General features: G+C 67.3%; 14 protein-coding genes. 4 read left to right on the forward strand and 10 right to left on the reverse strand.

The features are described 5' to 3' along the window. The first annotated feature begins 31 nt into the window (after nucleotides 1-31). Complete coding sequence (gene eccCa / locus CRP45_RS23315) at nucleotides 32-4075, forward strand: type VII secretion protein EccCa (RefSeq protein WP_097246947.1); 4044 nt, start codon at nucleotides 32-34, stop codon at nucleotides 4073-4075. Then, on the forward strand, nucleotides 4054-5514 hold the full coding sequence (locus CRP45_RS23320; protein ID WP_097246948.1) for a type VII secretion-associated protein: 1461 nt from the start codon (nucleotides 4054-4056) through the stop codon (nucleotides 5512-5514). Before eccCa ends, CRP45_RS23320 begins: the two co-directional genes overlap by 22 nt. Before the next feature lie 84 nt (nucleotides 5515-5598). On the opposite strand, the gene CRP45_RS23325 is transcribed toward CRP45_RS23320, so the two are convergent. The 9 genes from CRP45_RS23325 to CRP45_RS23365 all read right to left on the reverse strand — a co-directional run bounded on the left by CRP45_RS23325 (nucleotide 5599) and on the right by CRP45_RS23365 (nucleotide 15794). Then, nucleotides 5599-5889 (reverse strand): WXG100 family type VII secretion target, encoded by a 291-nt coding sequence (locus CRP45_RS23325; protein ID WP_067785005.1) that lies wholly within the window; start codon nucleotides 5887-5889, stop codon nucleotides 5599-5601. Between the two features lie 40 nt (nucleotides 5890-5929). Then, nucleotides 5930-6259: a WXG100 family type VII secretion target gene (locus CRP45_RS23330; protein WP_067785002.1), complete on the reverse strand. Its 330-nt coding sequence runs from the start codon at nucleotides 6257-6259 to the stop codon at nucleotides 5930-5932. A 415-nt stretch (nucleotides 6260-6674) separates the two neighbouring features. Further along, complete coding sequence (locus tag CRP45_RS23335; RefSeq protein ID WP_425436957.1) at nucleotides 6675-8228, reverse strand: serine/threonine-protein kinase; 1554 nt, start codon at nucleotides 8226-8228, stop codon at nucleotides 6675-6677. A gap of 208 nt (nucleotides 8229-8436) precedes the next feature. Next, on the reverse strand, nucleotides 8437-9582 hold the full coding sequence (locus tag CRP45_RS23340; protein ID WP_245910364.1) for a DUF7373 family lipoprotein: 1146 nt from the start codon (nucleotides 9580-9582) through the stop codon (nucleotides 8437-8439). Between the two features lie 106 nt (nucleotides 9583-9688). After that, nucleotides 9689-10879: a DUF7373 family lipoprotein gene (locus CRP45_RS23345; RefSeq protein WP_143861527.1), complete on the reverse strand. Its 1191-nt coding sequence runs from the start codon at nucleotides 10877-10879 to the stop codon at nucleotides 9689-9691. 5 nt (nucleotides 10880-10884) lie between these two features. Next, nucleotides 10885-12090 carry a DUF7373 family lipoprotein gene (locus tag CRP45_RS23350; protein ID WP_097246955.1) on the reverse strand — a complete coding sequence of 402 codons (1206 nt, stop codon included), beginning with the start codon at nucleotides 12088-12090 and terminating at the stop codon, nucleotides 10885-10887. A gap of 61 nt (nucleotides 12091-12151) precedes the next feature. Continuing rightward, on the reverse strand, nucleotides 12152-13342 hold the full coding sequence (locus CRP45_RS23355; RefSeq protein WP_097246956.1) for a DUF7373 family lipoprotein: 1191 nt from the start codon (nucleotides 13340-13342) through the stop codon (nucleotides 12152-12154). Continuing rightward, nucleotides 13342-14592 (reverse strand): DUF7373 family lipoprotein, encoded by a 1251-nt coding sequence (locus CRP45_RS23360; protein WP_097246957.1) that lies wholly within the window; start codon nucleotides 14590-14592, stop codon nucleotides 13342-13344. Before CRP45_RS23360 ends, CRP45_RS23355 begins: the two co-directional genes overlap by 1 nt. Next, nucleotides 14589-15794 (reverse strand): DUF7373 family lipoprotein, encoded by a 1206-nt coding sequence (locus CRP45_RS23365; RefSeq protein ID WP_097246959.1) that lies wholly within the window; start codon nucleotides 15792-15794, stop codon nucleotides 14589-14591. The genes CRP45_RS23360 and CRP45_RS23365 overlap by 4 nt, the downstream gene beginning before the upstream one ends. Nucleotides 15795-15936: 142 nt before the next feature. Here CRP45_RS23365 and CRP45_RS23370 point away from each other — a divergent pair, with 142 nt between their 5' ends. Then, complete coding sequence (locus CRP45_RS23370; protein WP_097246961.1) at nucleotides 15937-17235, forward strand: FHA domain-containing protein; 1299 nt, start codon at nucleotides 15937-15939, stop codon at nucleotides 17233-17235. Between the two features lie 3 nt (nucleotides 17236-17238). Here the strand turns inward: CRP45_RS23370 and CRP45_RS23375 are convergent, their stop codons facing one another. Further along, the gene (locus CRP45_RS23375; RefSeq protein WP_097247195.1) at nucleotides 17239-18630 is read right to left on the reverse strand and encodes a neutral zinc metallopeptidase; all 1392 of its coding nucleotides are present in this window, start codon (nucleotides 18628-18630) and stop codon (nucleotides 17239-17241) included. 155 nt (nucleotides 18631-18785) lie between these two features. On the opposite strand from CRP45_RS23375, the gene CRP45_RS23380 reads away from it, so the two are divergent. Then, nucleotides 18786-21350 carry an FHA domain-containing protein gene (locus tag CRP45_RS23380; protein ID WP_097246962.1) on the forward strand — a complete coding sequence of 855 codons (2565 nt, stop codon included), beginning with the start codon at nucleotides 18786-18788 and terminating at the stop codon, nucleotides 21348-21350. The last annotated feature ends 63 nt before the right edge of the window (nucleotides 21351-21413 follow it).

The raw sequence follows: 21413 nt of genomic DNA on the forward strand, positions 1-21413 counted from the left end.
TGCCGGAGCCGAGCGCCAGCGAGGCGCAGGCATGAGCACCGTCCGGTTCCAGCGCCGTGCTCGCCGGGAGATGCCGCGTACGCCGGGCGGCGAGGTCACCTTGCAGCCGCCGCCCGAGATCCCCAGGGTCACACCGGGCAATCTGCTGATGAAGCTGATGCCCGTCGTGATGATCATCGGCATGGTCGGCATGATGGCGCTGCTGTTCACGCAGGGCGGCGGCATCGCGTCGAACCCGATGAGCATGATGTTCCCGATCATGATGCTGTTCTCGATGGTCGGCATGTTCGCGGGCCAGGGCGGCGGCAAGGGACAGAAGGCGGCCGAGGCGAACGAGGACCGCAAGGACTACCTGCGCTACCTCGATCAGGTGCGCAAGGACGTCGACGAGACCGCCAAACAGCAACGCGCGTCGGTGGAATGGAGCCACCCGGAGCCCGGCCTGATCTGGATGCTCGCGGGGACCAGCCGCATGTGGGAGCGCCGCGCGGGGGACAAGGACTTCTGCCACGCGCGCATCGGCATCGGCGGTCAGCGCCTCGCCACCCGGCTTGTCGCGCCGGAGACCGGCCCGGTCGAGGAACTGGAACCGATCGCGGCGGTGTCGCTGCGCCGCTTCGTGCGCGCGCACTCGACGGTGCCGGATCTGCCGACCGCCATCGCGGTGAAGGGGTTCGCGACCATCGCGCTGGACGGCGATCGGAACGAGGCCCGCGACATGGTGCGGGCGATGTTGTTGCAGCTGTGCATGTTCCAGGGACCGGACCAGGTGCTCGTCGCCGTGGTGTGCGGCCCGGACACCGCGCGCGAGTGGGAGTGGACCAAGTGGCTCCCGCACACCCAGCATCCCGACGCCCAGGACGGCATCGGCACACAGCGCATGTTCTACGGCTCGATCCGGGAGGCCACCGCCAGCCTGCACCCGCTGCTTGCCAACCGCGTCCGCTACTCGCGCAACCAGCCCGCGAACGCCGGTCTGGTGCAGGTCGTCATCGTGGTCGACGGCGGTCTGCTGGAGGCCGAGGACGACCAGCTGCGCGAATCCGGCTACGAGGGCGTCACCATCATCGACCTCTGCGGATACGCACCGCGCCTCGCGGTTTCGCGCGGCATCAAGATGGTCGTCGAGAACGGCGAGTGCGTCGGCCGCGGCGCCACCGGCAATCAGGAGCGGTTCGCGCTCATCGACCGGATCAGCGCGCACCAGGCCCAGCAGGCCGCGCGCAGGCTCGCGCCCTACCGCGCGGCCACCCAGCGCAGCAGCGACGTGGAGACCGAGGACACCGAGGTCATCTCGACCTGGGCGCAGCTGATGAGCCTCGGCGACATCGGTTCGTTCAACCCCGAGAGCGCCTGGCGCCCGCGCTACGGCCGTGAGCGCCTTCGCGTTCCGTTCGGCGTCGACGCCGCGGGTCTGCCGATCGAGCTGGACATCAAGGAGGCCGCCGAGAACGGCATGGGCCCGCACGGTCTGTGCATCGGCGCCACCGGTTCCGGTAAGTCGGAGTTCCTGCGCACCCTGGTGCTCAGCCTGCTTGCCACCCACTCGCCGGACCAGCTGAACCTGGTGCTCGTCGACTTCAAGGGTGGTGCGACCTTCCTCGGTCTGGAGGGCGTGCCGCACGTCGCGGCCGTCATCACCAACCTCGAGGAAGAGGCCGATCTCGTCGACCGTATGAAGGACGCGCTGGCCGGTGAGATGAACCGCCGCCAGGAAGTGCTTCGCCAGGCGGGCAACTTCGCCAACGTCTCCGAATACGAGAAGGCGCGCGCGGCGGGCGCCGATCTCGACCCGCTGCCCGCGCTGTTCGTTGTGCTCGACGAGTTCTCCGAACTGCTCACCCAGCACCCGGATTTCGCCGAACTGTTCGTGATGATCGGCCGACTCGGCCGCTCGCTGCACGTGCACCTGCTGCTCGCCTCGCAGCGCCTCGAAGAGGGCAAGCTGAAGGGCCTGGAGAGCCACCTGTCCTACCGGATCGGTCTGAAGACGTTCTCCGCCAACGAGTCCCGTCAGGTGCTCGGCGTGCCCGACGCCTACAACCTGCCCAACACACCCGGTGGTGGTTACCTCAAGTCCGACTCCGGCGAGATCCAGCGCTTCCAGGCGTCCTACGTCTCCGGCCCGTACGTCGGTGGCGGCTCGCAGCGCGAGGTCACCCAGGCCGGTGTCGCGGGCGGCGAGATCGACGTGAAGGCACGGCCTTTCACCGCCCACCACGTGGACTTCCGTGCCATCGACCGGGTCCCGCTGCCCACCCAGGCCAACCACGAGCCGGAGGAGCACCGGACCGAAGAGGGCGAGCAGATCTCGAACCTCAACATGCTCGTCTCCCGCATCCGCGGGCACGGCCGCCCTGCGCACGAGATCTGGTTGCCGCCGCTGGACGAGGCGCCGACGCTGGACCAGCTCATCCCGCGCTCGATCCTCACCGGCGAGTACTCGGCCGTCGCGACGCTGCGCGCGCCGATCGGCATCGTCGACCGCCCGTACGACCAGCGCCGCGATCCCTTGGTCGTGGACCTGTCCGGTTCGCGAGGCAACGTCGCGGTGGTCGGCGGTCCGCAGTCCGGCAAGTCCACCGCGCTGCGCACGATGATCATGGCGATGTCGATGACGCACACCGCCGAGCAGGTGCAGTTCTACTGCCTCGATTTCGGTGGCGGTACCTTGGCCAGCCTGGAGGGTTTGCCGCACGTCGGTTCGGTGGCGAGCCGTTTGGACGAGGACAAGGTCCGGCGCACCATCGCCGAGATGACCACCATCGTCCGCCAGCGCGAGGCACGGTTCCGTCAGCTCGGTATCGAGTCGATGGCGGAGTTCCGCCGACTGCGTTCGATGGATCCGTCGAGCAGCCCCGCCGCCGCCGGCGCGCACGAGGACCCGTTCGGCGACGTCTTCCTGGTGATCGACGGCTTCGGCTCGATCCGCCAGGACTTCGATCCGCTCGAGCAACCGATCATGAACCTTGCGGTGCAGGGTCTTTCGTACGGCGTGCACGTCGTCATCGCGCTGGCCCGCTGGGCCGAGGCGCGCCCGGCGCTCAAGGACCAGATCGGCACGCGCATCGAGCTGCGGCTCGGTGACCCGATGGACTCCGACCTCGGCCGCAAGTTCGCGGCGCAGGTCCCGATGGGCCGCCCCGGTCGCGGTATGACGCCGGACTGCCTGCACATGCTGACCGGTCTGCCGCGCATCGACGGCAGCTCCGACCCGACCATGCTCGGCCAGGCCGTCGCGGATGCCGTGGCGACCATCGCGCGCCTGACCCCTGGTCGGCACGCGCCCGCCGCGCGCATGCTGCCCGAAGTGCTGCCGCGCGAACAGCTGTTGCAGCTCGCAGGGAACTGGCCGTCGCTGCTCAACTCGGGCGTCAAGAACGTGCGTATTCCGCTCGGCATCAACGAATCCGAGCTGGCGCCGGTCTACCTCGACTTCAACGAGAGCCCGCACTTCATCATCATCGGTGACAGCGAGTCGGGTAAGACGACGCTGTTGCGCTCGATCATCGAGGGCATCGCCGCCGCCAACTCGCCGAACGAGGCCCGCTTCATCCTCGGCGACTACCGGCGCACCATGCTCGGCCTGGTGCCCGACGGCTACCTCGCCGGATACGGTTCCACCGCACCGCAGTTCACGCAGAACATGAACGACCTGGCCGCCTACGTCGCCCAGCGCACGCCCGGCCCGGACGTCACCCCGCAGCAGCTGCGCGAACGGTCCTGGTGGAACGGGCCGGAGCTGTACGTCATCGTCGACGACTACGACTTGGTCGCCACCTCCATGGGCAACCCCGTCTCGGCCCTCGTCGAACACCTGCCGCACGCCCGCGATCTCGGCTTCCACCTGATCGTCGCCCGTCGCGCGGGTGGCGCCAGCCGGGCCATGTACGAGGCCACCATGGCGCGGATGAAGGATCTCGGTTCGGCGGGCCTGATCATGAGCTGCCCGAAGGACGAGGGCGTGCTGATGGGTACGGTGCGGCCGAGTCCGCTGCCCCCGGGCCGCGGTACGTACATCACCCGTAACGCCCAGGAGCTCATCCAGCTGGCATGGATGCCGGCGGCCGAGTGATGTCGACGGTCGACCTGGTCCTGACGGACACCCGCATCTGGGCGCGCGGCCCGGCCACGCACTGGGACGCGCCGCCATCGGTCGTCTTGGGCAGCAACGGAAACCTGGTCGTCGGCGAGTCGTTGAACCCGCCGACCCAGGTCAGCTCCGCCGTGCAGTTCGTGCCCGCCGAGCGGATCGCGCTGCTGCCACGGGTTCCCGCCGTGCCGGAAGCCTTGACCGCGGTCTTCGGCACGGTGCTGGAGAACCTCGGCGTCGGCGTCCCGTGCGAGCGCATCACCCTCGTCTGCCCGACGGATTGGGGCGGCCGCCGCCGCGCCGTGCTGGACGCGGCCGCGCGCCGGTTCGCGCACGACGTCGTGTTCGAGGAGATCGCCTCGCGCGCCGTCACCGTCGACGACGGCACCGCGCGCAGCCGCCGCACCGTCGTCCTCGAATTCGGCGCCATCACCACCACCGCCACCGCGGTGACCCGCAGCCACCTCGGCGTCCAGGTCGAAGCTTGCGAGCACGAACCGAACCTCGCGCTCGCCGACCTCGGCGCCGATCAGCGCGCTTTCGACACCCTGACCAGCCTGATCACCCGTCTCCTCGACGGCCGCCCGGCGGATGTCGTTCAGGCCGTCGGTGTTTCCGATCCCGCCAAGCTCGACCTCATCGCCTCGGCCGTCCAACAGTCCTGCGGCCCCGACGCCGAACTACGCCCCATCTCCGGCGGCGAACTCGTCCGCGGCGCACACCAGGAACCCGAGTACCGCCCCGAAGCGGCCCCGGCCCTACCCACCAACGAATGGCTCCAGCCGCTGCGCGAACGCGCCGCCGCCCAGTCCCCGGACCGTCCGATCGCCAAGTACGTCCTCGCGGGCGTCGCCGTGATCGCGGTGGTGACCGCGGTCGTCGTGGGTGGCATCGTCGCGTCCGGCGGCTCGGACGAAGCCCCGGCCGCGGCGCCATCCAGCACCGCACCGATCACACTGTCCGTCCCACCCATCCCCTCGCTGCCCCCGACGGACTCCCCGGGAGCGCAGGAAACCGTGGGCCGCATCCGTTTCAAAGTGCCGGACGGCTGGCGACTCGCCCCGCCCTCCGGCCAGAACGGCGGCCGCGTCGACCTGTCCCCCCAAGACGGCGCCCGCTACCGAATGACCCTCGTCCAAACCCCCGTCGCCCCCAACGCCGGCTACGAACAGATCGCCGCCAACCTCGAAGCCCAGATGAAGACGAAGCCGTCCATCGGCGACCTCCGCCGCGACGTCGTCTTCGGCGGCCGCTCCGGACTCTCCTACGTGGAACGCCCGGAAGGGTCCACGGTGCAATGGCATGTGCTGGTGGAACACGGAATCCAGGTCAGCATCGGGTGCCAGTACGTGGGGAACGCGTGGAGCGGTTTCGAGCCGACGTGCGAGAATTTCGCGTCGACGGTGCATGTGATTCCGTGAGCGGAAAACCGCTCGGCACAAACTGATTCGGGCCCCCAGCAAGATTGCTGGGGGCCCGAATGCTTCGAACCGATCGAGTCGAACTCAGAAGAGGTTCGCGAGCGCGGAGTCGGTGCCCTGCAGCTCGGAGTTACCGGTGCTGACCAGCTGTGCGGCGCCGTTCAGGGTCTGCTGCAGCTGCAGAACGTGGTTCTGCCAGTTCCGCTGCAGCTCGCTGAAGGCTTCGTTCGCGGCACCGGCGCCGTGGTCGGCCACGTACTGCTCGACCTTCTTGTGGAAGGCCTCCAGCTCGTCGCGAATGCCTTCGGCGCGCTTGATGATCTGCTGGGCACCGGACTCGACGCCCGAGAAATTGGCGGAGATGGGCTTGCTCATGTTTCAGGCTCCTTTGTCGGCGATTGGGGAAAGAACGGGATCAGAGCGCCGGCAGGTCGAGGCTCGACACCTGCTGCTGCACCTTCGAGGCGAAGTCGGTGTCCTGGTCCTGGAACTGTCCGCTCATCTTGACAAGCTTTTCCGACGTCTCCATCAGCTTGTCGTTCATCTTGTCGGCCTGGAAGTAGTAGCGCTCCATGAAAGCGTTGAACGCGTCGCGCGCCTGGCCCTGCCAGTTCGCGCCGTTGGTGACGGCGTCCTCGTCGGCCTTCAGCTGCCGGATGGCGAGCATCAGGTTGTTGTGCTGCTCCTGGAACTCCTTCGCCTTCTGTGCGATGAGTGCGCTATCAGCCTTCAAGTTGTCCGCCATAGCGGCTTCCTCCTCCTGCTCGTGGTCAACGCCCGGAGTGTGAGCTGACCCTGTTCATATGATTGGACGCGCTCTGGGCTCGATCGGTTCCACCGACTTCGATTGATTTCCGGCGGATTCGATCGCGTCTCGACGCCCCTGCGCGTGGTCGACCAGCTACACCGAGGACGGAGGGTCTGATGATCTTTCTCCCCCCACATCTCGACCGCGGTGCCGTCGCATCGGTCGCTGCCAGCGCTCTGCTCCCCTCCTTCCCCCTGCTCGCTACACCTGATCGGCGAGTGGGCTGGCTGCGCATCACCCTACCGAATGGGTTCCCCTCGCGCTACCAGCGTTTAGTGTCCACAAGCGCGCGTCGGCGCTGACCGTGGTGCTCTGTGGGGCAGGTGAATTGAGCCCACTCGGACCCGTGGCGCTACTTCACCACTTTCGCGATCGTAGGCACCAGCTTGTCCACGAGTACGCCGGTCGACTGGTCGGTCCAGACCTGGAATGCCTGAATGGTCGCTGGGTCGTCGACGATCACGATCTTGGCGGAACTGTTCGTGATACTGCTCGGCAGACCGCGAAAACCGCCGTTGCCTGCCTCGCTGTCCGTTCGCAGGACGATGAGCACTTCGGAATCGATCTCGGCCGAGGACATACCCAGTGAAAGCTGGCGTGGTGATTTCTCGTCGCCGACAGCCTTGTATTTCGTGCTGTAGCGGAAGCCGATATCTTGCAGGAACTTCGACTGCGTACTCGGATTCAGCACCGCGGACATCGTGGAATTTCCGAAGTTGAGCGCGAGGATCGTCTTTCCGTCGAACTGCGGATTGTTGTCGCGGACGTCGGCGAGCGGGGTTCCGCCGCCACCGCTCGAGTCGGACCCGCTGGTGAGGAAGAAAGTGCCCGCGGCTACGGCGGTCGCGATCACCACCGCGACGATGGCGGGCAGCAGAAACTTGCGCGCGCGAGAGGACTTCGCGCCGCTACCGTTGCGCACCGTCGAGACGAACTGCTGATCCGTCGCCTCCTGCGCCGGGGTATAGCCGCCTTGCGGCGGGTACGGGCTGTCGCCCGGCGCGGTGAGCGCGTGCCTCGGGTCCGTGAAATGTGTCCGCAGCTCGGCACGCGGGTCGGTGAAATGCGTCCGCACCTCCGCGCGCGGATCGGTTACATAGGCAGCGCCGGGCGCGCGGAACATCTGGGCACCGTAGAGCGCGGCTTCGGCGTCCTGCACGAACTCTCGGCACGAGTTGTACCGGTTGTCGGGGCTCTTCGCGAGCACCTTCTCGATGACGGCGTCGAGTGCGGGAGGAAGGCCCGCACGTGCCGCACTCAATTTCGGCGGCGGCTCGTGCATATGCCCCATCATGACCACCGCAGGCATGGTCGACGGGTACGGGTTCTGACCTGTGAGCAACCGATAGAAGGCGCAGCCGAGGCTGTAGATGTCGGAGCGATGGTCGAGCCGATCGCCGATCAACTGTTCCGGCGAGGCGTAGGCGACCGTCGCCATGAAATTTCCGGTCGCCGTCAGGTCCTGGCCGTCCTCGGCGGATTTCGCCACGCCGAAGTCGGTCAGCAACACGCGCTCCTCGTCGTCCTCATCGGCGGCGGAGAGCAGGAAGTTGGCAGGCTTGACGTCTCGGTGCAGGAGTCCGCGCCGGTGCGCGTAATCGAGACCTTTGCCGACTTCGGAAATGATGCGCAGCGCACGCTGCGGCGTCATGACCGATGGCCCCTTCTTCGCCTCCTCGGCCGCGTCGGTGCCGTCGACGTACTGCATGGCGATCCACAGCTGGCCGCTCTCCTCGCCACGGTTGTAGACCGCGACGATGTTCGGATGGTCCAGTCCAGCGGCGAGGTTGGCCTCGCGTTCGAAGCGCGCGCGGAACTCTGCGTCGGTCGACAGATCGGCGCTCAGTACCTTCAATGCGTCGCGGCGGGGCAGGATCGGGTTCTGCGCCAGGTAGACAGTTCCCATCCCGCCGCTACCGAGAACCTGAAGAACCCGGTATCCGCCCACAACTGCACCGGGCCGCAAGGCCATTCGGTCCTCCCTCGACGATCTCGAACGCCCGGTTCCACGAGCCTTCCGGAAGAATCTAGCAAGCACCGCCTAGCCGATCGACTCGCGTCATGAGTGATCGCCTCCGCGAGAGTGGTATCGGCCGAGCGCGGCGCCCGCCCCGTCATCCCGTTGTCAGCAGGGCGTATTGGGCGGAAATGCGTTGGAAAAGGTCCTGGGGGTGCAAGCTTCGTGCCTGCACGACGTAGCGGCCGAACTGAAGGACGCACAGGTTTCCGGAGACTTTCGGTTCCTGCTGGTTGCCGGAATTCTCGAAGTACTCGGTGAAGCACTCCACGTTCCCGTCGAGGCCGGTCGGCGAACCGATGAGCTTTTGGTTGGCGGGCAGGTCTTTCGACGGTTGCCACTCGCGCCACAGCACTTCGGCGCCCTTCGCGGACTTGCTTCGGAACACCACCGCGTCGCCGTAGCTGACGAGGTCGACTTCGCCGCGTTGCAACAGCGCCAGCGTCTCCGGCGTTGGCTGTTGGAACAGCGAGAGCGCGCCGCGACCCGTGTAGACACCATCTGGCTCCGGCCGGAACGGCGCGGTGGGGTTGCTCGGCAGTGTGCGCCCGAGCAGGCCACTGGGATCGAGCGGGATCCGGGCGAGCTCGGCGCTGGGCGTCGGCTGGAACTTGTCCAGTAGCGGAATCTGGACGTCGAGCATCCGCTCGACTTGCGAGACCAACGCGGGTAGATCGGGACCGGACGTGTCGTCGACGACCTTGATGAAGATGACGTAGCGGTCGTGTACCGTCCACGAGCCGATCGAGGAGACGCCGGGGCGCCAATGTGCGGCCGTGTTGGGGTGTTTGGTGATCGCGACCGGCTCGTTGTCTCGGTTGTAGGTGAAGTCGTCGTGTTCCAGCGTCGGCCCGACCGCCTTCGCGGTGTTCGCGTCGGGGAACATCAAGACAGCGACGTTCATCGTGCGCCGCGGCGCCTCGCTCGGTCCGCCGGTGGACCACGCGTTGACCCAGCCCGCGACCAGGTCCTTGGCAACGTCGTCGAAGGTGTCGTTGATAACCAGGTTGCCCAGTGTCTTGCGATTCAGCACGATGTGCGGCCGGAGGTACCAGACGTCCTCGACATAGGACGGATCCGCCTCGTAAGGCAGGGCAACGAAATCGCCAAGCCGCTGCGATTCGCGTGAGCGAGCCTGCTTGTCGTTCTTCGCATTTCCGACGGTGCGTGGTTGAGTCGCGTAGTTGCCGACATCGAGTTTCGAAACGTCCGGCTGAATCTGCTGTGCCGTTCCGGATACCACAGACCCGCAGGCCCCCAGCCCTAGCGTCAAAGCGACGGCCAGCGACAGCGCTGCGCCGGCGCGGGTCGAAAACGATTTCTTTGCGAGCGTCATCTCTGCCTCTCGGCTACTGCTGATAAGCCAGCAACTTGTATTGTGCCGCTGCCTTCTGGTGCAGCTGCTGGGTGTTCGTTGCCGTCACCCGCGCCACGTAGCGGTCGTGGATTACGAAGCACACCGGCGGATACTGCGGTGAGTTGCTCTTCTTGTCCTTGGTGTCGAAGCACTTCGCAGTGGGCAGCTTCGGCGGACCGTCCATCGGTGTATAACCGCTCGCGTCGAGTTCCGTGAATGCGGCGAGAAGGCGCTCGGCGGCATCGGCGTTCGCGGTGCGATACACCCGGCCGCCGGAGTACGCGACAAGATCTACTTTCGCGTCCGCGAACGCGGGCAAAATCATTCCAGGATGCCGTTCGAAATGCAGCGCCGCCTGTGCCGGCATCACAACGGATTGGTCGTACTTCCGTTTCTGACCATCCTCGAGCGGGAGTGCCCGACCGAGCAGCCCGTCCGGGTCCAGCGGCAGCGTGCCGAGCTTGTCGAGCGGCGACGGGCTGTATCCCTTCAGAGCGTCGACCAGGTCGGTGAAAGCCTTCTGCACGAAGGCGACGAGCGGCGCCGCCTCTGGGGGCTCGGTCAGCGGATCGTCCATGTGCACATACATCAGTAGTGCGTCTTGCGTCAGCCAGGCATCGAGATACTTCTTGCCGGGTGACCATTTGGCTCGGGCTTTGGGGAACCCCGGGATGCCGACCGCCTCACCCGGCAGGTTCGCCGCTTGGCGCTCGGCGAACCTTCTCGCCGCCTCTTCGGCGTGGTTGGCGTCGGTGAATCGGAGCACTTGCATCTCGACGGACCGGCCGGGCGCCGGTATGGCGCGACGTTCGGCGGACGCAGCCCATCCGGTGACATAACCCTGCAGCAGCGCCGGAAGCTCCTCGCGGTCGATCGAATAGGGCGTCGAGTTGTTGTCCGGAGTCAGCCTCCGGTCGGTGTTCACGAGTCGTTGGAAGGCGAACCGGCCGTCGATCTCGACCGGTAGCGGAACATGCTCGCCGATTCGCACGGCCTCCAGTGCCGCACCGGTCTGATCCGACCGTATTGTTTCCGCGTCCCGAGGGACCGAGGCGTAGTTGCCGGAATCCAGCGCCGAGACATCGATGGCGGGTGTTGCTGGTCCGGAGTCGTCTTGCCCGCAGCCCGTAGCGGCGGTGACCACGGCGGCAATGACGAGGCACAGACTGTGTCGGTATCGCATGGGTATCACTCGCTTTTCGCCAGGATCGCGTACTGGGCCGCCGCGCGCTGGTACAGAGCAGGGTCGATAGCGCCGGAGAGGCGAGCCTTCGAGACCACGATCCCGACATAGCGTCCGTGGACCACCGCGCAGAACAGGTCGTAGTCTCTGATCGAGTCGGTGGTGTCGAGTCTGACGCAGCGCGCGTCGGGCAAGCCCGGCGGCGCGTTCAGTTCTTCGTCGTTCTTGCCCAGCCTGACCAGTGCCGATTGCAGTCGGATCGCGGCGGGCAGATCCCGTGCCCGGTAGACGATTCCGCCACGTCGCCCGACGAGATCGACGCCGCTTTCTCGGAAGACCGCTTGCATCTCCACCGCGTTGCGTTCGTAGTGCAGCTCACCGGCAGGCTCTAGCGGCCCGAAGTCGTACTCGACGAAGAACGGGTCGGTGCCGTCCGTCGCTTTCGGTGCCGCACGCCGCATGACGCCCTCCGGGTCCAGCGGGGCGTCGAGGATGTCGTCGAGCGGCGCAGGGCGCAGTTGGCCGAGCAGTTCGATCTGCTTGTCGATGGTCTTCTTGAAGACGCTCGCCAGCGCGGCTTGATCGGGCTGCGGCACACCGACATTCGTCAGGATTACGAAAGGGCCCTTGGCGAGGAAGGACACCGCGGTGATGTCGTCCGCCGAGGTGGCTTTCGCATCGGGGTGCCCATCGACAGCGATGGGATGACGGCCCGGATCCTCGTTGGTGATCCGGTCGAAATCCTCCGCGGCCTTCCTGCTGGCCTGTTCGGTCGGGAAGCGGAGGATCGAAACGATGAGTTTCTTACGGTTGCGCAGATCGGGATTGATACGCGAGACGTACGCCCCGGCAATCAGTTTGTTGTCGACGGTGACCGGTTGATACTTGTCGGGGAGGATTTTGCGGATGAAGGGGGCCTCGGGATACGAGAACAGTTCGACATCGCCGATCACCGTCAGCGCGCTGTCGATATCGGTGGGGAGAACCAGATAGTTGAGCATCCGCCTGGCCTCGATGTCCATTACATCCGCTGCGCTGCCTATCCTCGGCTCGTATGCGGTCGGTTCGTTCGCATATGAGCCGGTGTTGAGTGAACCGACGTCCACCGGTGCCAAGCCCGGTTGGGGAGAACCCGCAATACTCGATGAACAGCCGATAGCCGCCGACGCCGTCACAGTGAGCAGCCCTAACAGGCCGCGACGGACTTTCATGCCTCCCCCAATCCGGACATCGGTACCGATGCCACCGCTTTACTTCCCGCCGGATCCTACGTCAACCCGCCGAACCATGTGCCAGCAGCAGGTATTGGGCACTCGCTCGCTGCGCGAGGTCCTGCGGTTGGTTCGCGGTGACTTCTGCGACGTAGCGGTCGTGGGAGAAGTAGCAGCGGTGTTCGAGGATGATGCGGGCGCTCTGCGGCGGACCAGGGTCTTCGCGGAAGCAGCTGGCGTCGGGTAGGCCGGGTGGGCTGTCGATGGGGTCGTAGTCGGGCGGGACCTGCGCGGCGAGGGCTGCGGTGAGCCGGGCCGCTGCGGCGGGATCGCTTGCGCGGTAGACGCGGGTGCCCGCGTAGGCGATCAGGTCTACGCCCGCGTCTTCGAAGGCGCGGCGGGTGAGGTCGGGGCGGCTTTCGAGATGGAGGGCGGCGGGCACGGTGTAGACGCCGGTCACGTCCTCCAGGGTGCCGGGTCGTTCGGCCGCGAGGGTGCGGGCGAGCAAGTCGTCGACGGTTGTGTCGGAGAGCTTTTCGACAGGGGTGGGGGTGAAGCGGTCCAATTGCTCGAACTGGCGGTCGAAGAGTTTCTTGGCGACCGAGAGTAGCGGTGCCGGGTCGGGCGGCGTGGCGAGACCGTCGGAGACGAAGGTCCACAGCAGGTAGTCGCCCCGAGCGGTCCACGACTGCACCGAATCGTGGGCGGTGAGGTAGGTGCGGCCGGTGGGGTATCCGGGGATTTCGAGGGTCTGCTTGGGCGGGTACTTCTCGATTCCCTTGTCCGCCAGCACGTGCATGGCGTGCGTTGCCTGCTCGGGTGTGGTGAAGCGCAGGAGTGCGATGGCCACGTCGAGTCCGAAGTTGCGATTGGCGCGGCGGGAGCCGCCGGTGTGCCATCCGGCGATCAGCCCGGGCGCCTGCTCGCCGAAGTTCTCCAGGTTGCTGATCCCGCTGCCGCGGAACGGTGGGTTGCGGGCGGTGTAGTGGTGGCCTGCGAAGTTGGTGCGGCCGTGGACGAGTCGACTGTCGAGATCCATGGGCAGCGGGACGATGCTGCCGAGCCGGATGGATTCGCGGACGGCTCCGGCGTCGGCGGTGCGCAGCGCGGCCAGGTCCCGCGGCGTCGTCGGGTAGTTGCCCGGATTCAAGGCGGCCGTGTCGACGCTCGCGGCGGGCTCGGACCCGCATCCCGCGGAAAGCGCGAGCAGGACGGTGAGAAAGGCGAGTGCGATTCGGGAACGTGCGACCATCAGGCACCCCGCGCCAGGATCGAATATTGGGCGGCCGCACGCTGATACAGGCTCGGGTCGAACAGTCCGCCGGGCAGGCCGTCGCCGCCGACCACAGCGACGTAGCGTCCGTGGACGAGGACGCAGATGTACTCGTAGTACTGGTCGAAGGCGTCCGTGTCGCGCTGCAAGCACTGGGCGTCGGCGATGCCGGGTGGACTGTCGCGTGATTGCTCGTCTTCGCGTGGCTCGGTGAGGGCACGCTGGAGGCGGAACGCCGAGTCGAGATCGCGAGTGCGGTAGACCGTCGCGTCGTTCCGCGCGACGGCATCGACGCCCGCGCTCGCCAGCACGGCCTTCAACTCGGCGGCGCGCGGCTCGAAATGCAGCTGCCCGGCGGCGTCGTAGATTCCGGCCGGCTGGACGCGGCGGGCGGTGTCGTCACCGCTCACCGGAAGCGGCGGCAGCGCGAGTCGCATGATCCCGTCCGGGTTGGCGGGCAGGTCGAGGATCTGATCGACCGGTGTCGGCTCGAACCGGGTCAAACGGTCGAGCTGTAGATCGAGCATCGTTCGCAGTTGTGTCACAAGGGCGTTCGCGTCGGGCTGGGGGACTGTGGTCATCGCCATGACCACCATCGGGCCGCGGGTGGCGAACACGTAACCCTTCTGGTCGTTCGCGGTGGAAGCCACGGCATCCGGGTGACCCGGAATCGCGAGGGCATGCCGGTTCGGTAGGAGTTCCCCCATGACGCGGTCGAATTCCGTTGCGGCGGAGCGGGCCGCGTCGTCGGACGGAAATCTCAGCAGCGCGATCGACATGTTGCGCATGGCCCGAAGTTTCTGATTCGAGCGGACGGTGACGACGCCCGCGATCAGCCGGTTGCTTTCGGCGATCGGCTCGAATTGGGCGGGCAGCACGCCGAGCGAGTCGCTGAACGCCGAACCAGGAGCGGCGACGATCCGCGTCGTATCGAGGGCGGCCATCTCGCTGTCGACTTCGTAGGGCGCGACAAGATAGCCGAACAACCGCCGCGACTCGATCGCGAAGACGTCGCCCTTGGTCTCCAGCTTCGGTTCGTAATCGACAGGAGCCGAAGGGAACGGGCCAACGGCGAGGCTCGCCAGATCGACCGGAGCCATGCCTGGCACGCCACGTCCCTCGAGCTGGGCGCCGCAGCCGGAGGCCGCACCGGCGAGAACGACGATCGCCGCGGCGACGGACAGTCGCGCTCGAATCTCTTTCCGGCGGTTGCGGTCCGCGATGCTCACAAGCTGTTGGCCAGCAACGCGTACTGCGCCGCGACCTTCTGGCGGACGTCGGGCTCCTTGTCGCTGGTCACCACGCCGACGTAGCGCTTGTACGGCACGTAGCAGCGGTACTTGTACTCCCGTTCCGGGTCGCCTTTGCTGTTGAGCTGCAAGCATTTCGCGCCGGGGACGTCGTTGGGGGCGTTGGCGGGGTCGAACTGGTCGCCCGCGGTGTCGATCAGGCCGGTGAGGAGTTTCTGGGCGGCGTCGCTGTCGCGGGTGCGGGTCACCGAGCTGGCGTCCACGATGGCGATCTTGTCGACGCCGGTCTCCTCGATGAGGCGCTGGGTGGCGGCTTGGTCGTCGGAGGAGTGGACGCCGTGGTTACCGCTGTAGATGGCGAAGGAGACCGGGTCGGGGGAGTGCCCGGAGCGGTCGGCGACAGCGACGCGGGCGAGCAGGCCCTCCGGGTCCACCTTCAGGGTGTCGAGCTTGTCGACCGGGGTCGGTTGGAACTTGTCCAGCGCGGGCACCTGGGCGGCGAACGTCTTGTCCGCCCAGTTCACCAGATCGGTGCTGTCGGCGCGGGGCCGCTGCACGTACAGCGAGATGACGAATTCGCGGTGGGCGAGGAAGGCGCCGATGCTCGGAACGCCTGGGCGCCAATGGAGATAGGCGTCGGGGTACTTGGTGGAGCCGAGCCTGCGGTTCTGATCGGAGACGCCGATGTCGGCGTCCTCGAGTTCACGGGCGGCGAGCTTGGCGGTGGCCTCGTCCGGGAAACGGAACACCACGTTGGTGATCGCGGTGGCGTCGGCGGCGGGTCGGGTCTGGCCGGGCGGATCGGCCTTGTCGGAACCGCTTGCGGCGAAGCCGGTCACCATCTTCCGGTTGTCCAGCACCGGCTTTGAGACGTTGGCGACGAAGTCGAGCGCCGCCTCGGTGTCGGTGAGCACGGTGCTGCCGCGGCCGAAGGTGAGCGACGGATCGATCCGCACGGTGGGCACCACGGCTTCGGACATGCGCATGCCCTCCAGCAGCGCGCCGTCGCCGTTCGAATCCTGGTCGTACGCATGCTTGTCCACCGGATAGGTGCCGACCGCCAGATTCCGGACGTCGAGTTCACCGGGTAGCGCGGTGCCCGCCACGCTGCCGCACCCGGTCAACGCACCGGCTACCGCAACACACGCCGCCAAGATCGCGATGCGCGAAGTCCGAACCATGACAGGCCCCTCGTTCCTCCCGTACGTGCCCTTGAAGATAACCGACGAACGCCGGGCAGAGCGACCGATCAGACACCGATTGCAATACGCTGGGTGCCATGGCGACGACCTTGGACCAGAGCACCGGTGGAGGCCGATACCGGTGAAGGATCGGCAGGTCGAGGTCGTCGCGGGGAACCACGCTGTCGCCCGGGTCGCGGGCGCGGTGCTGGTGGTCGCGCATCGGGGGCGGGGCGAACCGACCGAGGACTCGCCCGCCGTCATCGCGCTCGAATCGCTCGCGGAACTGGTGAGGGCCGCCGTCGAACAACAGCCGGACGGCCCCGGCGCGCTGGTCGCGCGGCAGGCGACGCGCTGGCTCATGAAGCACGCCGAGCAGATCAGCCCGGGTGTGCCGATCGATTTCGGCATCCTCTCCGCGGCGGAGAACGGGGGGGTCGCGATCTTCCTGCACGGCGCGGTGACCGCGGTGCTCGCCGGGGACGGCAGGGACGAGCGGTACCGGGGCAGCGACGCGGCGTTCACCGTCGACCGGGTCGCGTCCGTCCCGGCGCGGGGTGTCGCGTTGTTCATCGATGACGCCGATGGACGGATCCCGGAAATGCCGCGGCAGCGCGGAATCGGCTGGCTTGTCGAGGGAATCGCGCAGGCCGGAGGGGCGGTCGTCTGGTCGGACGGCGCTCGTTCGCGCGCGGTCGCCCGGCCGGAGCCCACCGAACACCGAGCGCCGCAGCACCGCACGCCCGTCGCGCCGCTGCCGACGGCGCGCATCGACCCCGAACCGCGTCGGCAACCCCGGCCCGAGCCGCAACCCACGGCGACGCAGGCGTCGACCTCCATGCTGGACTCGGTGGCCGACCCGCACGAGGCCGACACCCAGATCGGCGGCACCAACCCGGCCCCACAACCCGATCCCGATCTGCAACGCCGCCTCGAAGCCACCGCGAAGGCGACCGCGCTGACCGTGAAGGTGATGGGATTCAAGTGCGCCCGAGCCCATCCCAGCGATCCGCGCGCGGCGTTCTGCACCGTCTGCGGCATGCCGGTGGACCAGACCCAGGCGCTGATCGAGGTGGTCCGTCCGCCGCTGGGCATGCTGATCCTCGACGACGGCATGACCTACATGCTGGCCGCCGACGCGGTGCTCGGCCGCGACCCCGAACACTCCGAGGCCGCGCAGCGCGGGCTCATCCCGCTGAAGGTGGAGGACAACTCCGGCGGAATGTCTCGCGCGCACGCGGAGATTCGCCTGATCAACTGGGACGTGACCGTGGTGGACCGCGGCTCGACCAACGGCACCCGCACGCGGTTGCCCGGTTACCGCGACTGGGTCCGGCTCAATCCCAATCAGCCGATGATCCTGGTGCCCGGCACCGAGGTGATGATCGGCAATCGCGTGCTGCGTTTCGAACCCGCCGCGCCGCCGCCGTTCGGCGGCTGACGCCTAGGAGTACCGCGACATGCAGGTGTTCTCGCCGTTGAGCACGCCCGCGCGGAAGGCGTCGACCCTGGCGAACCCGCTCGGCACGGTCTTGCCCTGCGCGTCGCTTGCCGCGAGACCGTCGGTGAGCAGGCCCGACACCGCCTCGTCCAGGTCGCCAGCGGCCAGGGAGATATCGCCCTGGGTGCGTTGGCGATTCGGGTCGGCGAGCTTGCCGGTGACCACGCCGGCCAGGCACGCGGCGCGCAGCCCGGTCTTGGCGCCGACCAGCGACTGGCCGTGGCTCTGCTGGACCGCGAGGGTGTAGCGCGCGATGAAGACGACGTAGCCGTTGTAGTCGCCGGTGACCTTCAGCGGCAGCGGGTCGTCCGCGTCGACATCGGCCGTGCCGCGTTTGGCCAGCTCGGGAATGTCGGTGGCGATGAGATTCTCGGCGGGACAGTAGGAGACGGGCGCGGTGGTCGTGCCGTCGCGGCAGTCGATCCGCGCGCCGTTGTAGTTGTAGGTCGGACTGTCCTCGATGGGCAGGATCGCGGCGAGCGCCTTGGTGAGCTCGATCAGGCTTTCCTTGTCGATCGGGTACTCGCCGGTGCTGCCGCCCAGCGTCTGGGGCAGGCCGCCGCGGCGCTGGTTGATCTCGTCGATGTCGATGCCCTTGCACGCTTTCGGGCCGTCGGTGAAGCCGATCTGCACCGCGGTGACGCGCTCGAACGCCGAGCCGTGCACGCTCTCCGGATCGTCGGGATCGGAATCGCGGATCGCGACGGTCGCGGCGAGCACCGTGTTGAGACCGTCGGAAGTATTGATGGTGAAGTGCTTCGACTTGCCCTCCGCTACGTGACGGATGAACGCGCCCGCGAAGCAGTCGGCCTGCTGCTCCTTGACGATCACCGGATCTTTCGGATCGACGATCTTGGCCTGTGATTGGACGGCGTGCCCGTACTCGTGGGCGAGCACCATCACGACGGCCATCTTGCCGAAGGTTTCCGCCATGGTGGGCAACAGAACCGAGCGGTCCCAGCCGATGGAGTTGTCCAATCGGCAGAAGGCGGCGTTCACCAGACGGTAGGTCGTCTCCTTGCAGAACTCGGGGGCGTCGCTGCGCGGCGCCTTGGCGCTCCAGGAGATGAGCCGATCGACGGGCGCGAACTCGCCGTCGAACTCCTTGCCGTACTCGGCGCCCCAGTAGGTCTGGATGTCGTCGATGGCGTTGAGCGCCAGAGTGTCGATCTCGCCGCCGTCGCCGCCGGACGCGGTGAGGTCGGTGTCGGGGACGCCGGGACGCGGTCCGCTCGGGCCGCTCGTCGTTGGCAGTCCGGCCACCTTGAACGGGTCGTCGTAGACCGAGACCGCGCGGCCGTCCACTTCGCGCGTACAGCCCGCGAGCAGGGCCATCGCGCACAGCACAGCCGTAATGACAGCGGTCGCTTGGAGTTTCGGCAAAGCTCCCCCTAGTCGGCCGGTATATCGTTCACATCGGTCGCCGGATCGGGACAATAGGCGCGTCGGGGGCACCGCCGATGTCCGGTTGATGGCATAGTATCCGCTGCATGTCTTTACCGGGGGCGCAGACCATCACCGTGCGCCATGATGGAACTGAACGGGTCTTCGATTCGAATCAGCAAGTCACCATGGGCCGTGCGCCCGAAGTGACGCTGTTCGTCGACAGCCCGCTGGTGTCGCGAGTACACGCGACGCTGACCTGGCAGGGGAGCGGCTGGGTTCTCACCGACAACGGCAGTACCAATGGCGTTTTCGTCGACGCGCGCAGGCTGAGTCAGCCGGTGTCGATCGACCGCCCGACGCAGGTCAGGCTGGGCGACGCGATCAGCGGTCCGCTGCTGCATCTGCTGCCGGCCGCGGCGCCGGTCCGGCCCGCGCGGACACCGGCGCCGCCACCGTCTTCGCAGCCGCAGCAGGCGGTTCGGCAACGGCCGAGTTATCAGCATCCGAACCGTCCGCCGGTCGGGCAGCAAGCGCATCAGCCCGCGCCGCCGCATCAACAGACACCTTCGCACCAACCGACGCCGTCACACCAACCCGTCGGTGCGCATCACCCGCCCTCGCAGCCGACGCCGCAGCAGCCCAACTTCAATATGACGACCAAGGCCGACACCTCGGCGCTGCCTCCGCTGCGCGCCAGGGCGTCGACCTCGCCGATCGCCAGGGCCGACCGGATTCCGTCCGCCGGTCTCGCCATCGGCCGCACCACCGACAACCAGATCGTCGTCAACGATCCGCTGGCCTCCCGCAAGCACGCCCGCCTGATCGCGACCCAAGAGGGCCTCACCATCGAGGATCTCGGCTCGGCGAACGGCACCTTCGTCAACGGCACCAGGCAGCAGCGCACGGTGCTGCGCGAGCGCGACATCGTCACCATCGGCAACGTCGACTTCGTCGTCCAGCAGGGCACCCTGGTGCACCGGCAGAAGCCGGTCGCCGAACAGGGTCTGCACGTGCACGGCGTCGGATTCACCGTCGAGGGCAACAAGCAGCTGCTCGTCGACGTGAACATGCAGGCGGGCCGCGGCACGCTGACCGCGCTCATCGGTCCGTCGGGCGCGGGCAAGTCGACACTGTCCAAGCTGATCGCGGGCACCACCCAACCGTCCGGCGGCGTGGTGACTTTCGAAGGACGCAACCTGCACGCCGAGTACGAGGCGCTGCGTTCCCGTATCGGCATGGTCCCGCAGGACGACGTGCTGCACCGTCAGCTCACGGTGCGCCAGGCGCTCGGCTACGCCGCCGAGCTGCGCCTGCCGCCGGACACCACCAAGGCCGACCGTCAGAAGGTGATCGACGGTGTGCTGAAGGAACTTTCGCTCACCGAGCACGCCGACACCAGGGTCGACCGGCTCTCCGGCGGTCAGCGCAAGCGCGCCTCGGTGGCGCTCGAGCTGCTCACCGGTCCCTCGCTGCTGATCTTGGACGAGCCGACCTCCGGTCTGGACCCCGCGCTGGACCGGCAGGTCATGGTGATGCTGCGCGAGCTGGCCGACGCCGGTCGCGTGGTCATCGTCGTCACCCACTCGGTGGCCTGCCTGGATATGTGCGACCAGGTGCTGCTGCTGGCTCCGGGCGGCAAGACCGCGTTCTGCGGACATCCGGCCGGAGTGGGCGGGGCCTTGGGCACCAGCGACTGGGCCGAGATCTTCGCCAATGTGGCGGCCAATCCGGACCAGGCGTTCGCCGCCTACCGATCCAGACAGGCGTTCGCTCCACCGCCGCCACCGCCGCCGCGCTACGGACCCGCGGGCAGCCCGCCGCAGTCGAGCGGGTTCAAACAGTTCTCGACGCTGGTGCGCAGACAGATTCGGTTGATCTTCGCCGACCGCGGCTACCTGATCTTCCTGTTGCTGCTGCCGGTCATCCTTGGTGTGCTGTCGCTGGTGGTGCCAGGCAAGAACGGCTTCGCGAAGGGCGGATACACCACCCTGCCGAACGGCGACATCGTGCCCGTCGGTGGCGGCGAGACCCAGCAGCTGTTGGTCGTGCTGATTCTCGGCGCGTGCTTCATGGGCGCCACGCTGACCGTGCGTGATCTGGTGGGCGAGCGGACCATTTTCTACCGTGAGCGGGCGGTGGGGTTGCTGCCCTCGGCGTATTTGATGGCCAAGATCGCGGTGTTCAGCGTGACCGCGTTCTTGCAGGCGGCAGTGCTCGTCGGGATCACACTGGCGGGCAAGAACCCGCCGGGCCAGGGTTCGGTCTTCTCTTCGGGCAGCGCCGAGCTGTACATCGATATCGCGTTGACCGCGGTGTGCTGCGTGGTCTTCGGATTGCTGATCTCCAGCCTGGCGAAGTCGAACGAGCAGGTCATGCCGATGCTGGTCGTGATGATCATGGTGCAGCTCGTGATGGCGGGCGGACTCATCCCGGTCACCGACCGTGTGGTGCTGGAGCAGGTCTCGTGGTTGTTCCCGTCGCGCTGGGGTTATGCCGCCGGCGCGTCGACCGTCAACATCCTCGATATCTTCGCCAACGCTCAGCAAGACAATCTGTGGAAACACTCGGCAGGCATCTGGTTCCTCGATGTCGCTTTGTTGCTGGTGATCACGGCGGTTCTCGCGATCATCACCTGGCAGCGGCTACGACTGAAGAAGTCCGCGGCGTGACCGCCTACTCGAACCGCCACGACCTGGGGTCGGCTGGGATCGCGCGCATCTCGCTCGCGCAGC

It is taken from the genome of Nocardia amikacinitolerans (genome assembly GCF_900215415.1).
Lineage (GTDB): Bacteria > Actinomycetota > Actinomycetes > Mycobacteriales > Mycobacteriaceae > Nocardia > Nocardia amikacinitolerans.